This is a genomic window from Streptomyces sp. NPDC002564, from assembly GCF_042889645.1.
Classification (GTDB): domain Bacteria; phylum Actinomycetota; class Actinomycetes; order Streptomycetales; family Streptomycetaceae; genus Streptomyces.
This window is the reverse complement of the sequence record NZ_JBIARE010000004.1, coordinates 392,944-407,377: the sequence shown is the minus strand read 5'-3', so window position 1 is coordinate 407,377 and position 14,434 is coordinate 392,944. Positions and strand designations below refer to the sequence as shown.

Here is a 14,434-nt window from a genome sequence, read left to right as displayed (position 1 = left end):
GGGTGGCCGGTCCTGTCCGGTGCCGGTCAGACGTTCTGCTTGCGGCGGTACAGCGCGAAGCCGAGGCCCGCCGCGCCGAGCGCCGCCATGCCGCCGCCCGCGGCGATCAGCGGGGCGTCGTCCGAGGTGTTCGTGACACCGTCGGCGCCGGCCTTCACGCCGCCCCGGGGGACGACCTGGTGGGAGTCGTTGCGCGGCGTGGTGGTGTGGGTGGTGTGGGTGGTGCCGTGGGTCCTGCCGTCGACCCAGCCCTTCATGGTGCCGTCCGGGTTGAGCACGAAGTGCGCGCCGTTGTGCTCGCCGTACGCGGCCTTGCTGCCGGACTGCTGCAGGGTGTCCCAGACGGTCTTCTTGCCGCTGTCCTTGGACCGGGCGATCAGGTCGGCCTCGTAGCCCGTCCTGACCTTGTAGACCTTCGCGTCGAAGCCGGTGCCGCCCAGGTTGTGGTACTCGCGGACGAAGGTGCGCTTCTGGGGCTGCGGCTTCGGCGGGGTCGGCTTGCCGCCCGTCATGGAGATGGTGCCGTCGGCCGAGAGCGTGAAGGTGTTGCCGTCGATCTTCGTGGTCGCGGAGTTGATGTACGCGGTCAGCGAGCCCTTGGCCTTGCCGTTCAGGGAGATGGTGGCCTTGGCGGTGCGGGCGGAGGCGTTGACGTCGACCTTCGCGGTCCAGCCCTTGCCGAGGTCCTTGGTGCCCAGGGACTCCCAGCCGCCGGGGACGGGCTTGTCCTTGTCCTTGTCCACCAGCTTGGCGGTGACCGAACCGTCGGCCGAGAGCGTGAAGGTGTTGCCGTCGATCTTGGTGGACGCGGAGTTGATGTACGCGGACAGCGAGCCCTTGGCCTTGCCGTTCAGCGAGATGGTGGCCTTGGCGGTGCGGGCGGAGCCGTTGACGTCGACCTTCGCGGTCCAGCCCTTGCCGAGGTCCTTGGTGCCCAGCGACTCCCAGCTGCCGGGAACGGGCTTGTCCTTGTCCTTGTCCTTGCCCGTCTCGTCCTTGCCGGTCTCGTCCTTGGACTTGTCCTGGCCCTGGTCCTTGCCCGACTCGTCCTTCCCGGTCTCGTCCTTCTTGTTCCCGTCCGGGTTGGTCTTGTCCTGACCCTGGTCCTTGCCGGTCTGGTCCTGGGTGCCGGTCTGGTCGTCCTGCGCGACCTGGCCGTGCGGGGTCGACGGTGCGTCCGCGGCGAACGCGGCCGTCGCGGGGACGGCGAGCGCGGCGATGGCTCCGGTGGCGATGGCGGCGGTACGGAAGGTACGGCGGGTGGCGCGCATGGTGGTGACTTCCCTCGTGGCGACTGATCGAGCTGTCCGTGTTTGTGCCCCTTTGCGGTGGCGACGGATATGAAGCTACGGGCGTCATGTGTGCGTCATCCGTAGGGAATGTAACAAGTGGCCGCAGGCCGTGACCCAGTACCGCAACACGGTCAAAACCGCAGGTCAGAGGGTGTTTTACCGAAGGTCACCGGCTGGCCGGGACCAAGGTCCCGCCGGGGGTGGCGCGCGACTCGCCGGCCCGCAGCAGCCACTCCGTATAGGCGGTCGCCTGGCGGGCCGCCTCCCAGTAGGAGGCCTCGAGCTCGCCGTACACCGCGTCGATCTCCTCCTCGGTGCGCGCCACCACCATGAGGCGCACGCCCAGCGGGTCGCCGTACAGGGGCCGCACGGACATGTCGGTGCGGCCGAGCGAGGTGGGCTGGCAGAGGGTGACGACCTCGCCGGTCGCGACGAGGGAGGACGCGGTGAGGTAATCGCCGTGCAGGACACGGGGGTCGAGGCCGGCCGCGGTCAGGACGCGGCGCAGGCCGTCCCATTCCCCGTCGACGGTCGGGTCGACCATCCAGCGGTCCTCGGCGAGGTCGGAGAGGCGTACGACGGGGTGGCGCGCGGCCGGGTGGTCCGCGGCGAGGGAGACGAACTGGGGTTCGCGGTCGAGGAGCACCCGTCTTCGCAGGCTCTCCGGCATCCGCAGCGGGCAGCCCTCCACCTCGTGCACGAAGGCGGTGTCGAGCTGTCCGGTCGCCACCATGCGCAGCAGCGCGTTCGCGGACACGTCCATCTGGAGGGACATCTCGGTGCCGGGCAGGCGGACCCGCAGCCGGCGCAGCCAGCCCGGTATCGCGCGGCTCGCGGTGGAGCCGATGCGCAGTTGCGGGCCCTCGTCGGTGCGGGCGGCGGCCGCCTTGGTCTCGGCGACCAGGGCGCGCATCTCGGTGACGAGGGGGCGGGCGCGGCTGAGCACGACCCGGCCGAGCTGGGTCGGGCGGCAGCCGGTGCGCTCGCGGGAGAAGAGCTGGCCGCCGAGCGCGTGCTCGATGCGCCGCAGCTGGGTGGTCAACGACGGCTGGCTCATGCCGAGCTGGCGAGCGGCCTTGTGCAGGCTGCCGCTGTCGGCGATGGCGCACAGCGCGCGGAGGTGCCTGACCTCGAGCTCCATGGACCACGAGCGTAGAGGCGCCACGGCCACCGCACCAGACACCCAAACCCCCCGAGAACCAGCCGTTCTGGGCAGGCCGGGACCGGGTGATAGCCCCGGGCTATCGCGAGTTGCCATCATTCCCATGCGCCCCACGCTCCCCGACACTCACATGCACCGAACCGTTCACCTTTCATCGACCGCCCCATCGGTCGCGTGGAACGAGTAGGGAGCCCCCCACACATGAACAAGCGTCACCTTTCTGTCGTCGCCGTCCTCGGTCTCACCGTCGCCGGTCTCGGCGCGACCTCGGCCACGGCCGCCCCGGCCGGGACCGACTCCTCCGCCGCCCGCAGCACCGCCGCCTCCTGGGCCCGTTACCAGGGCTCGGCCCAGGAGGCCAAGGCGAACAAGGCGTTCTTCGAGGCCGTCGTGAAGGCGGTCGCCGAGAAGCGTGCGGCCAACCCCGGCGCGAAGTCCGTGACCGTCACCTACGACGCGTCCGGAGCCCCCACCTTCGCGCAGCAGATAGCCAACTCGACGTCGATCTGGAACGGCGCCGTGTCGAACGTGAAGCTCCAGGAAGGCAGCTCCGGCGCGAGCTTCGAGTACCGCGAGGGCAACGACGCGCGCGGCTCGTACGCGAGCACGGACGGGCACGGCAGCGGATACGTCTTCCTGGACTACGCGCAGAACCAGGAGTACGACTCGACGCGCGTGACCACGCACGAGACCGGTCACGTGCTCGGTCTTCCGGACACCTACGACGGGCCGTGCACGCAGCTGATGTCGGGCGGCGGCCCCGGCCCCTCCTGCACGAACGCGCAGCCGGACTCCGCGGAGCGGTCGAAGGTCGACCAGCTGTGGGCCAACGGCCTCGCGAAGGCCCTCCACAAGGTGAACGCGGACCGCTGAGCGCGGGACCGCGAACGCTCCTGAGGTGACGCGGGGAACCGCGCGACGGGCTTCGGCCGGTCGCGCGGTTCCCCGCGTCGTCGTGCGCGACGGTGCGCGCCCCGCGTCCGCTAGCGCGCGGTGCCCGCGCCCCTCGCCGGGGCGGGGGAGGCGATCGCCCGTGCGGCCGCGACCTCCTGGCGGAGGGGTTCCAGGACACTGTTCCCGGCGGGCGGGGTGAACGTCGTGCGGACCTCCTCCAGGGTGTCGGAGGCGCGCAGGCCCTGGGACAACTCCGCGAGTTCGTGGGCCACTTCGGCCACCTCGGCCGGGGCGGGGGCGTCCGCTCCGTGCCGGATGCGGACCCGGGCGGCCGTCGTGGCGTCCAGGATGCGTTCGACGGCGACGACCAGCGGCCACCAGGCGGCGGCGCGCGTGCCGGTGGGCGGCGGCTCGGTCAGGGCCCGCTGGAACTCCGAGCGGATGACCGACAGGTCGCGGTAGAGCCCGCGGCGCATCCGCGCGCGGGCCGCGGGATCGCCGTCGGCGCCGAACGCGCACTCCACGTACCGCGCCGTGTCCGCGACCGCGTCGGCGAGCCGGTCGCCGATCCGGGTGCCCCAGCTCTCCGGCCAGAGCAGATAGCCGGCCACCAGCGCGATCCCGCAGCCGATCAGGCTGTCGACCAGGCGCGGCACGACGAGGCCGAGCCCCTGGTGGTTGAGCAGGTCGGACAGGAGCAGGATCACCGGGGTGATGGCCGCCGTCTGGTAGCCGTAGCCGCGGGTGGTGAGCGCCGGGATGAGCGGGGCGAGCAGCATCATCACCGGCACGTCCCACCAGCCGTGCGGCACCTCGGTGAGCACCGCGGCCGCGACGACCAGGCCCGCGGCGGTGCCGATGGCGCGCAGCACGGCGCGGGAGAAGACCGAGCCGAAGTCGGGCTTGAGGACGAAGGTGACGGTCAGCGCCACCCAGTAGGAGCGGGGCACGTCGACCAGCGACACCAGGGCCTGGGCGATGCCGATGCACAGGGCCAGGCGCAGGCCGTAGCGCCAGGAGGCGCCGGACAGGACGACGTTGCGCGCGGCGCGGCGCACCCGCACGCGCAGGGCGGCGGGGCGGCCGAGCCGGTCGTCGGTGTCGATGACGCCGAGCGGGTCGGGGTCGGCCAGCGTCTCCGCCGCGTGCAGCACGGCGTGGTCCAGGGCGCGGGCGGCGTGGTCCTGGGGTTCGGGGATGCGGGAGGCGGCGCGCGCGGCGGGGGCGTCGCCGCCGTGGTGGGCGGTCGCGCCGCGCTCCACCGCGTCGGCGAGCGCGCGGACCGCGTCGGGCACCTCGCCGGGCAGGCGCACGCACGCGTGCCGGGCGGCCTGGTCGGCGGCCGGGGCGGCCTCGACGACGGGGGTGAGCGCGTTCAACTGGGCCACCAGGCGGACCAGTTCCGGATTGCGGCCGTGGTCGCGGGTGCGCCGGGCGAGGACCAGGTCGTAGCTCTGGTTGAGGGAGGCGGTCACGGCGGTGCGGGCCTCGTCGTAGCCGTCGGTGCCCGCCGCGTCCAGGAGCGCGGCCACCGAGCGGTAGGAGGCGGCGACCGCGGCGCGTTCGGGGACGCCGGAGCGCAGCGGCCAGGCGAGCAGCCCGAGCGCGAGGACGAGGAGTCCGCCGCCGGTCATCAGGAGCGGGGCCAGCCACCACTGGCCGGGCATCGGGAGTCCGGCGCCGACCACGCAGTTCAGCAGCAGGAGCAGCCCGGACACGGAGGCGACGGCGCCGATCGTCGACATCATCCCGGAGACCAGCGCGACGAGGGTGACCGCGCCGACGGCCACCCAGCCGTGGCCGAAGACGAGCGTGCCGAGGGTGACGCCGAGGGCGCCGAAGAGCTGCGGCACCGCGATGTTGAGGATCCGCATGCGGTAGGCGTCGGCGGTGTCGCCGATGACGCCGGACAGGGCGCCCATCGCGGCGAGCGCGCCGTACGCGGGCCGGTCCGCGAGGATGCCGACGGCCAGCGGCAGCGACATCGCCAGGGACGCGCGGGCCGCGGCCGCCCACGGGACGGGGGCGGACTGCGGTTTGAGGGACCTGACCAGCCAGTCGGGCGGGGCCAGCGGGATCTGCGGGGCCGGACGGGCGGGACGGGTCTCTCGGGGCATACGCCCATTATCGGCGCTTTGTATGACGCGCCCGGGTCGCCGGATCAACGCTCCGTGACAGGTTCGTGCAGGGTCAGGGTGACGGCGAGGGCCCGGTGGTCGGTGTCGCCGATGTCCAGGAAGCGGGCGTCGCGGGCCGAGAAGTCCGGGGTGGCGAGGACGTGGTCGATCTGCGCGCCGAGCGGGGCGGGCGCGGCGGCGGGCCAGCTCGGCGCGCGCGAGGACCCGGCGAGCCTGGCCGCGTCGCGCAGCCCGGTGTCCAGGACCGAGCGGAACGCGGCGTGGTCCTGGGTGGCGTTGAAGTCCCCGGCGACGATCGTGGGCCGCCCGTCGCCCGCGGCCGCGTAGTCCCGGATGCTCCGCAGCTCGGAACGCCACAGGCCGACCTCGCGGGGCATCGGCGGCATGGGGTGGGCGAGTTGGACGCGCACGGGGCGGCCCCGCACGTCGGCCACCGCGCCGGGCATGCCGAGCGTGGCGTCGATGCCGGGCGCGCTCTTCAGCGGGACCTTGGCGAGGATGACGGACCCCTCGGCGCCGGTCGCGTCGAACGCCGCGCGGTAGGGGTAGTCGGCGCGCGGCAGCTCCGCGCGCAGCAGCGCGGCGCAGCCGTGGTCGCACTCCTCGACGAACAGCAGGTCGGGCCGCTCCGCGCGGACCGCGTCGAGCAGGCCCCGGGTGCCCTGCCCGAACTCGACGTTGGACGTGAGGACGCGCAGCTCGGCGACCGCGGGGCCGCGCGGCGCGTCCGTGGTGCCGTACGGCTGGACGTACCAGGCGATCAGGCCCAGGACGAGGACGCCCCACAGCATGCCGAGGCGCCAGCGCCCGAGCAGCGCCATCAGCAGGCCCGCGGCGGCGGGCACGAGCAGCCACGGCAGGAAGGCGAGCAGCTGCGGGACGGGCGTGCGGCCGTCGGAGTCGGCCACGCGGAAGCCGAGGACGGTGCTGACCCCGGCGAGCAGCAGCCCGGCCCCCCACGCGGCGGCGCGCCCCGCCCGCCGCGGTGCCGGCCCGTCCCCGTCGTCCTCGGCGGCGGCGAAGGCCACCCGGTCCGCGCTGTCGGCGCCGTTCACGGTCCGTGCCTCCCGTCGTCGACGGGCTCTCCCGTCCCGCTGTCCGCATCCTCCCCCAAGGACGGGACGCGCCGGACGGGGGTTGCCCGCGGCTACCCCGCGGACCGGGCCGGGGGCCGGCTCCGGCGCAGGCGGGGGCCCAGCCAGAGGGCGAGGGCGACCAGCAGGCCCGCGCCGATCAGGATCCACGCCGTCACCCGCAGGGTCTCGGTCAGCGCGTCGTACACCGCGCCCACCGCGTCGGCGGAGATGTCGGCGGGCAGGTCGTCGAGGGTCAGCGAGCGGCCGATCGCGACCAGGACCGCGAGGACCCCGGCGCCGAGCGCCACCCCGAGCGCGCAGGCGAGCGCCGCCCGGCGGCGGCGGACGGCGAGCAGGACGCCCCCGACGGCGCACACGGCGGCCGCCACCGCGGGCCAGACCCCGGCGACCTGCAGCGCGTGGAAGCTCTTGGCCAGCACGCCGAGGTCCTTGGAGTCCAGGATGGTGATCTCGGTGTGCTTGACGGGGATCCTGGAGGCGAACGGCACGCCGTCGTCGGTCAGTTGCTGCTTGATCTGCTCGGTGATGGGCGCGAGGTCGATGGTGACCTCGCTGTCCCCGCCCTCGTCCAGGGCGGACTGCACGGCGTCGTGCGTCGCCCGGTTCGCCGCCTTCCAGGCCGTCTTGTACGCGCCGGTCTCGGTGAACGAGCGGACCGCGTCGCGGACGAACGACTCGACGGTGCCCTGCAGCGGGCCCACGTCGATCTCCTTCATCACGGAGTCGGTCACCGCGTCGGCGACCGCCGAGCGCACCGCGGGGTCGGCGGCCAGCGGGGCCATCGTCGCGACGTAGCTGTCCCGGTCCCCGATCTCGTACTTCGCCCAGATCGCGAGCGTGCCGAGCGGGACCAGGAGGCAGGTGAGGACGAGCAGCACGGCGGACAGGACGGACCGGGCGCGGGAGGCCCCGGCTTCACGGCGGACGCTTTTCGGCACGCCTCCAAGGCAAGGCCCCGCCCGCGCGGCGCGCGACCGGGGCGACTGCATATGGGGCAACGGCGTCCGCCGCCGCGCCGGGCTACTTGCGGTTGTACAGACGCATCGTCACCGGACCGAACACCGCCAGCAGGAGCAGCACCCAGCCGAACGTCCACAGCAGCGCCGACGCGGGCGAGGTGCCGTCCATCAGGGCGCGGACCGCCGAGGAGACGTGGGTGATGGGGTTGTTGTTGACGAAGGCCTGCAGCCAGCCCGGCATCGTCTCGGGCTTCACGAAGATGTCGCTGAGGAACGTCAGCGGGAAGATCACCATCATGCTGACGCCCATCACCGACTTCTCGGTGCGCAGCAGCAGCCCGAACATCGTCCAGATCCAGGAGAAGGCGAAGGAGAAGACGAGCAGCACCGCGATCCCGGCGATGACGCCCAGCGGCCCGCCGTGCGGGCGGTAGCCCATGATCAGGCCGACGGCCAGGATCACCACGGAGGCGATGGCGTAGCGCAGCGCGTCGCCCAGGAGATAGCCGACCATCGTCGAGGGCCGCCAGATGGGCAGCGTGCGGAACCGGTCGAAGACGCCCTTCTCGATGTCGGTGTTGACCGAGACGCCGGTGTACATCGTGATCATGACGACGGACATCACGAGGATGCCCGGCAGCAGGTACTGGATGTACTCGCGCGGCGATCCGGCGAGCGCCCCGCCGAACAGGTACGTGTACATCAGCACCATCATGATCGGGAACGCCGTGACGTCGAAGAGCTGCTCCGGCACGTGCTTGATCTTGAGGATGGCGCGCCAGCCGAAGGTGAGGCAGGCGGAGAGCGCGGTCGGCCGGGGCGGGCGCTCGGTGGCGACGAGGAGCTCGGCGAGGGACTCGGCCCGCACGGGCGCCAGGTCCTGGGTCTCGGGGGCGGTGACGGTGCTCATGCCGTGGCCTCTTCCTTGCGGGCGTCGCCGAGGTCGGTGTCGGGGGCGCGGTGGGCGGCGTCCGTGCCGGTCAGGGCGAGGAAGACCTCGTCGAGGCTGGGCTGGCCGAGCGCGAAGTTGTCGACGGTGATGCCGGCGCGGGCCAGTTCGGCCAGGGCCCGCGAGGCCTGCTCGGCGGCACCCCGCCCGCCGTGGCCGTCGACCCGGGCGGTCAGCGCCACCGGGTCCGGGTCGGGCTGCACCTCGGCGTCGAGCACCGTGCCGAGCAGCCGCGCGGCCTCCTCGCGCCGGGCCGCGTCCCGCAGCCGTACGTGCACCGAGCCCGCGCCGACGGACGCCTTCAGCTCGCCCTTGGTGCCCTCGGCGATGACCTTGCCCCGGTCGATGACGGCGATCCGGGCCGCCAACTGGTCGGCCTCGTCCAGGTACTGGGTGGTGAGCAGGACCGTCGTGCCGTGGCCGACGACCGCGCGCACGATGTCCCAGACCTGGTTGCGGCTGCGCGGGTCCAGGCCCGTCGTCGGCTCGTCCAGGAAGAGCAGGTCGGGGGTGTTGAGGATGGACGCGGCGATGTCGATGCGGCGCCGCATGCCGCCCGAGTAGTTCTTCACCTGCCGCCCGGCCGCCTCCGTCAGGCCGAAGGCCTCCAGGAGCTGGCCCGCGCGCTCGCGCGCCGCCTTCCTGCCGTGGCCGGTGAGGCGGCCGAGCAGCACCAGGTTCTCCGTGCCGGTCAGGTCCTCGTCGACGGACGCGTACTGCCCGGTGAGGCTGACCCGGCCGCGGACCGCGTCCGCCTCGCGCACCACGTCGTGGCCGAAGACGTGGGCCTCGCCGCCGTCGGGGCGCAGCAGCGTGGCGAGCATCTTGACGGCGGTGGTCTTGCCCGCGCCGTTCGGTCCCAGCACGCCGTAGACCGTGCCGGCCGGGACGACGAGGTCGATGCCGTCGACCGCGCGGTTGTCGCCGAAGGTCTTGACCAGACCCGCGGTCTCGATGGCCCTGTCGCTCATGTCCGTCCGCCCTCTCCGTCCGCCCTGCGCGGGCGGATTCCGGGGAATTTTCCGGGGAATCCCGTCACGAGGGCAGACCCCGCCCGACACGAAATCTCATCGCGATTCCCGTCCGGATCCCGTCCGGATCCCGTCTGGATCCCGTCCGGATCCCGCTCCGGTGGAGCGCTGGGCCCAACGGGTGTTTCCTGGATGAGGGGGCGAGGAGGCCGATCATGCGAATCGCTCTGAGCCTGGGGGCGGTGGCCGCCGCGGCCGTGCTGACCGCGGGAAACGCCGCCGCCGCGACAGCGGCAGCCCCCGCACACCACGACGACGTCATCTGGGCCACCGTCGTCTCCGGCCCCGACCTCAAGGTCAGGGACGCGCCGAGCACCGGGGCCGCGATCGTGGCGAAACTGCCGTACGGCAGCAAGGACCGCATCGAGTGCGCCGCCCACGGCAGCCCGGTGTTCGGCAATCCGTCCTGGTACTGGCTGGTGGGCGTGCGCGGCTGGGTGAGCGCGGTCTACGTCGACACCGGCGGGCGGCACGTGCCGGGCTGCGCGACGGCGGACCCGTGCCCGCAGTGGCGCGACCGCGACTGCCACCAGGACCCGTGCGGCGACCCGAACCACCACTGACCCCGCGGACGCGCCCCGCCGCGCCCCCGCATCCACCGACCCGCTGACGTACCGCTGTGTCCCTCGTGTCCCCCACGGAAGGAACCGTCATGGCACACGCCGCACCCGTCTACTCCGTGCCCGCCGCCCGGGCCGGCGCGACCGCCCGCTGGGCGGGCCCCGTGCTCCTCGCCGTCGTCTACGGCCTGTGGGCCTGCGCCATCCGGCGCGACGGCGGCCCGATCACCACCGGCAACGTCCTGTTCGGGGTCGTCGCCGGACTGGTCGCCGGGGCCGTCTTCGCCGCCCTGCACCGGCTGGCACCGACGCTGCCCCGCGAACTGCGCGCCCTGACGTGGGCGGCGTTCGCGGGGATCGCGTTCGGGTTCCTGTACAGCCTCTCCGACGCCAGCGTGCTGCGGTCGGTGGGCATGGCCCTGGCGCTGACGGCCGCGGTGTTCGTTGCCGTCTTCTACCGGGCCTACACGAGCGAGTGAGCCCGCCCGGGGCGCAGCGCCCGGGCCGCCAGCAGGGAACCGGCCAGCACCAGGAGCGCGTTGACCAGGACGGCGGCCGTCACGCCGGACAGGACCGTGTCGGCCGTCGTCGCCGTGCCCGTGCGGGCCGCGGCGACCGCGCTCATCACCGGGATGCCCAGGGCGATGCCGACCTGCTGGGTCATCGTGGCGAGCCCGGTGGCCAGGCCCTGTTCGGAGTCGGGCAGGCCGGACGTCGCGGTCACCATGAAGCCGACGATGAGCACCATGTTGCCGACGCCGCCGACGAACGTGGCCGCGAGCAGCAGGTACAGCCAGCCGCCGGAGGTGCCGAGGGCCACCAGCGAGAGCGTGGCCAGGGCCTGCACCGTGCCCCCGGCGAGGAGGGCGGCGCGGCTGCCGTGCCGGCTCACCACGCGCCCGCCGAGGGTGCCGCCGACGACGGTGCCGATGCCGAGGACGCCGAGGGCGAGGCCGGTGGCGAGCGCCGAGTGGCCGAGGACCTCCTGGAGGTAGAGCGTCAGGAGGAAGACCAGCGAGGTCTCCGTGGCGAAGGCGATCAGGCCCGCCGCGTTGCCCCACACGACCGTGCGGCGCCGCATGATGCGCACCGGGACGAGGGGCGCGGGCGAGCGCCGCTCGATGTACCCGAAGGCGACGAGCAGGGCGGCCCCCGCGAGCAGGCCGGCGACGGCGCCCGGGTCGGTCCAGCCGCTCTCGCCGGCCCGGGTCAGGCCGTGGACCAGGGCGAGCAGCCCGCCGGTGACGGTGACCGCGCCCGGCACGTCCAGGCGGTGGCGGCACACGATCCGCGAGTCGGTGAGCAGGGCGGGGGCGAGGGCGACGACCACGGCGGCGACCGGCACGTTGATGAGGAACGCCCAGCGCCAGGAGAGCAGTTCGGTGAGCAGCCCGCCGAGGACGGCGCCGGTGGTGAAGCCCGCCGACATCAGCGCGCCGTTGAGGCCGAGCGCCCGGTCCCGCAGCGGTCCTTCGCGGAAGGCGGTGGTGAGCAGGGCGAGCCCGGCCGGGGTGACCGCCGCGGTCGCCAGGCCCTGGAGGACCCGCGCGGCGAGCAGGACCTCGGGGCCGGTGGCGAGCCCGCCGAGGGCGGAGGAGAGGCCGAGCAGCGCCATCCCGCCGATGAACAGCCGCTTGCGTCCGAACAGGTCGCCGATCCGGCCGAGCAGGAGGGTGAACCCGGCCGCGGTGAGCGCGAACGCGGTGGCGATCCACTGGAGGCGGGCGAGCGGGAAGCCGAGCCCCTCGCCGACCACGGGCAGCGCGACGTTCAGGATGGAGAAGTCCACGGCGATCATGAACTGGGAGCCGAGGAGCAGGGTCAGGAGGAGCTTCTGGCGGGGCGTCGTCCGGGCGGTGGCCGCCCCGCGCGTGCCCGTGCCGAGGGTGGCCGTCACAGGGTCTCCAGGTCCACCGCGCGGGCCATGGCCCGGTAACCGGCGTCATTGGGGTGCAGGTGGTCGCCGCTGTCGTAGCGCGGCGCGATGCGCTCGGGGTCCTTCGGGTCGGCGAGGGCCTTGTCGAAGTCGACGTACGCGTCGTACGCGCCGGACGTGCGCACCCAGTGGTTGAAGGCGTCGCTGACCGCGGCCGCGTGCGTGCCGTCGTGGTCGGAGCCGCCGAACGGCAGCAGGGTGGCGCCGACGACCCTGACGCCCTTGGCGCGGGCCGCGCGGATCAACGCCCGGTGGCCGTCGATGAGTTCGCGGGCGGAGACGGTCGGCGCGGGCTTGTAGGTGGGCTGGTCGGTCTCGCTGAAGCCGATGTCGTTGACGCCTTCGAGGACGACCACCGTGCCGACGCCGGGCAGGTCGAGGGCGTCGCGGGAGAAGCGGTGCGCGCTCTTCTCGCCGTACCAGGCCGAGTCGTTGAGGACGAGGTTGCCGCCGATGCCCGCGTTGAGGACCGGGCGCGGGTCGCCGGACGCGGACAGCCGCTCGGCGAGCGCGTCGGACCAGCGGCGGTCGCGGTCGGCGGTGGAGCCGAAGCCGTCGGTGATCGAGTCGCCGAACAGGGCGATGCCGTCCCGCGCGGCTGTCTTACGGCCGCTGCCGACGTCGACGCCCGAGAGGTAGTACCAGGACTGCGTCCGCTCGCCGAACCCGGCGGCGCCGGTGGCGGTGGTGCGGTCGCCCCGGGCGCGGTAGCCGGTGGCGAAGGCCTGGGCGTGGAAGGTGGCGGGTCCGGTGGTGCCCGCCAGGTGCAGGGTGACGGTCACGGACTCGAAGGCCTTCAGGTCCAGTCCGGCCGCGTCGCTGGAGAGCCGGCCGTGCGCCGGAACGGTGACGGACCGTTTCCCGCCGAAGCTGAGCCGCCGCACCGAGCCCTTCCGGACCGCCGCGCCCTTCGCCGTGCGGGCCAGGGTGGCGCCCTCGATCCGCAGCGGCGAGGTGCCGTACGCGTTGGAGAGCCGGATGCGGGCCCGGTCGCCGCCCTCGGTGACGCGGACCACCTGGCGCAGGGTCTGGCCGTCGAACCCGGCCTCCGACCAGTTCGGCCCGAACCCGGCGCTGGGGCGCTGCGGCGCGGCCGCCCAGGCGGCGGTCCAGGCGGCCCCTGTCCGCTGCTCGTGGCGGGCGGGCGAGGAGGCCTGCGCGCCGGTCACGGCGAGGCCCGCGGTCAGGGCGAGGGCGGTGGCGGCGGCGGCGAGGGTCGTGCGGGCACGCGAAATCATCACGGTCTCCCGGTGGTTGAGGGGGTGAGTACGGAGAAGGCGTCCGGTGCGGCGCTCGCCGCCCCGACTCCTCAAAGATCCTCCGGGCACACCGGGGCATCAACGGCGATCCGTGCAACGATCACCGCGATCAGGCTTATCGATGCAGGTCACAGGGGGTACGGGGATGGAACGGCAGGAGCTGGAGACCTTTCTGGCGCTGGCGGAGGAGCTGCATTTCGGGCGGACCGCCGAGCGGCTCGTCCTCTCCCAGGCCCGGGTCAGCCAGACCCTGAAGAAGCTGGAGCGCAGGATCGGCGCCCCGCTCTTCGAGCGCACCAGCCGCGTCGTGCGGATCTCGCCGCTGGGCCGCCGGTTGTACGAGGACCTCGCGCCGCTGCACGCCGGGATGGAGGCGGCACTGGCCCGCGCCAGGGACGCGGCGCGGGGCGTCGAGGGCGAGGTGAACGTCGGCTTCCTCGGCGCGGGCGCGGGCACCCTGACGGGCCCGATCCTCGCCGCGTACCGGGAGCGCTGCCCCGGGGTCGAGGTGCGGATGCGGGAGGTTCAGTTCAGCGATCCGCTGGGCGCGCTGCGCGAGGGCGAGGTCGACGTGCTCTTCACCTGCCTGCCCGTCCAGGAGCCCGACCTGACGGTCGGCCCGGTCGTCATCAACGAACCGCGGCTGCTCGCCATGCCGGACCGCCACCCGCTCGCCGGGCGCACGTCCGTGTCCCTGGAGGAGCTGGCGGGCGAGACGTTCTTCGGCGTCGTGAACGGGGCGCCCGCGTACTGGTGGGACTTCCACGTGCCGCCCCGCACGCCCTCGGGCCGCGAGATCCGCCGGGGCCGGGCCGTCGCGACCTTCCAGGAACTGATCACGCTGGTCGGCGCGGGCCAGGGCATCTCGCCGGTGGTCGCCTCCGTGGAGAAGTACTACGCGCGCCCCGGCGTCGCCTTCGTCCCCCTGCGGGACGTGCCGTCCGCCGACGTGGCCCTGGTCCACCGCACGGGCGCCCTGACCGCGCGCGCCGAGGAGTTCGTCCGCGCGGTCACGGCCGCGGTCGGGGCGAACGGGGGGCCTGCGGCGTACTGAACGGAGGCCGGCGGCGTACTGGGGGAGCGGCGGGACGGCCCGCACCCCGCCCGGGGCCCCGGCCCCCTCGGCCAGGGACCGCCCCCCTCCGGCCGAGGCGCCT

13 protein-coding genes are annotated in these 14,434 nt (G+C 73.9%); 4 read left to right on the top strand and 9 right to left on the bottom strand.

The features are described 5' to 3' along the window. Nucleotides 1-26: 26 nt before the first annotated feature. On the bottom strand, nt 27-1,271 hold the full coding sequence (locus tag ACFYXE_RS17115) for a hypothetical protein (RefSeq protein ID WP_389313165.1): 1,245 nt from the start codon (nt 1,269-1,271) through the stop codon (nt 27-29). Nucleotides 1,272-1,458: 187 nt separating this feature from the next. Then, the gene (locus ACFYXE_RS17110) at nt 1,459-2,433 is read right to left on the bottom strand and encodes a LysR family transcriptional regulator (RefSeq protein ID WP_361180223.1); all 975 of its coding nucleotides are present in this window, start codon (nt 2,431-2,433) and stop codon (nt 1,459-1,461) included. 222 nt (nt 2,434-2,655) lie between these two features. Between ACFYXE_RS17110 and snpA the strand changes: the two genes are divergently transcribed. Then, nucleotides 2,656-3,327, top strand: coding sequence for a snapalysin (snpA, locus tag ACFYXE_RS17105; protein WP_361180220.1), 672 nt, complete (start codon nt 2,656-2,658; stop codon nt 3,325-3,327). 110 nt (nt 3,328-3,437) lie between these two features. Here snpA and ACFYXE_RS17100 read toward each other — a convergent pair whose 3' ends face one another. The 5 genes from ACFYXE_RS17100 to ACFYXE_RS17080 form a co-directional block, all read right to left on the bottom strand. Continuing rightward, a complete protein-coding gene (locus tag ACFYXE_RS17100; RefSeq protein ID WP_389313162.1) occupies nt 3,438-5,465 on the bottom strand; it encodes an FUSC family protein in 2,028 nt (675 codons plus the stop codon). Between the two features lie 44 nt (nt 5,466-5,509). Beyond that, nucleotides 5,510-6,514: an endonuclease/exonuclease/phosphatase family protein gene (locus ACFYXE_RS17095; RefSeq protein WP_389313652.1), complete on the bottom strand. Its 1,005-nt coding sequence runs from the start codon at nt 6,512-6,514 to the stop codon at nt 5,510-5,512. A gap of 119 nt (nt 6,515-6,633) precedes the next feature. Continuing rightward, a complete protein-coding gene (locus ACFYXE_RS17090; protein ID WP_389313160.1) occupies nt 6,634-7,521 on the bottom strand; it encodes a hypothetical protein in 888 nt (295 codons plus the stop codon). An 82-nt stretch (nt 7,522-7,603) separates the two neighbouring features. Next, the gene (locus tag ACFYXE_RS17085; protein WP_389313158.1) at nt 7,604-8,452 is read right to left on the bottom strand and encodes an ABC transporter permease; all 849 of its coding nucleotides are present in this window, start codon (nt 8,450-8,452) and stop codon (nt 7,604-7,606) included. Then, entirely contained in the window at nt 8,449-9,462 is a 1,014-nt protein-coding gene (locus ACFYXE_RS17080; protein WP_389313156.1) for an ATP-binding cassette domain-containing protein, read from the bottom strand. Before ACFYXE_RS17080 ends, ACFYXE_RS17085 begins: the two co-directional genes overlap by 4 nt. 215 nt (nt 9,463-9,677) lie before the next feature. Here ACFYXE_RS17080 and ACFYXE_RS17075 point away from each other — a divergent pair, with 215 nt between their 5' ends. Together ACFYXE_RS17075 and ACFYXE_RS17070 are read left to right on the top strand one after the other, a co-directional pair. Continuing rightward, complete coding sequence (locus ACFYXE_RS17075) at nt 9,678-10,085, top strand: SH3 domain-containing protein (RefSeq protein ID WP_389313154.1); 408 nt, start codon at nt 9,678-9,680, stop codon at nt 10,083-10,085. Between the two features lie 89 nt (nt 10,086-10,174). Then, complete coding sequence (locus ACFYXE_RS17070) at nt 10,175-10,561, top strand: hypothetical protein (RefSeq protein ID WP_389313152.1); 387 nt, start codon at nt 10,175-10,177, stop codon at nt 10,559-10,561. Here ACFYXE_RS17070 and ACFYXE_RS17065 read toward each other — a convergent pair. Together ACFYXE_RS17065 and ACFYXE_RS17060 are read right to left on the bottom strand one after the other, a co-directional pair. Continuing rightward, nucleotides 10,546-11,979, bottom strand: a complete 1,434-nt coding sequence (locus tag ACFYXE_RS17065) for an MFS transporter (RefSeq protein WP_389313150.1) — start codon at nt 11,977-11,979, stop codon at nt 10,546-10,548. The two genes, ACFYXE_RS17070 and ACFYXE_RS17065, sit on opposite strands and share 16 nt — an antisense overlap. Beyond that, nucleotides 11,976-13,256, bottom strand: coding sequence for an SGNH/GDSL hydrolase family protein (locus ACFYXE_RS17060; RefSeq protein ID WP_389313148.1), 1,281 nt, complete (start codon nt 13,254-13,256; stop codon nt 11,976-11,978). The genes ACFYXE_RS17065 and ACFYXE_RS17060 overlap by 4 nt, the downstream gene beginning before the upstream one ends. Before the next feature lie 166 nt (nt 13,257-13,422). Here ACFYXE_RS17060 and ACFYXE_RS17055 point away from each other — a divergent pair, with 166 nt between their 5' ends. After that, a complete protein-coding gene (locus tag ACFYXE_RS17055; protein ID WP_389313146.1) occupies nt 13,423-14,331 on the top strand; it encodes a LysR family transcriptional regulator in 909 nt (302 codons plus the stop codon). Nucleotides 14,332-14,434: the final 103 nt, after the last annotated feature.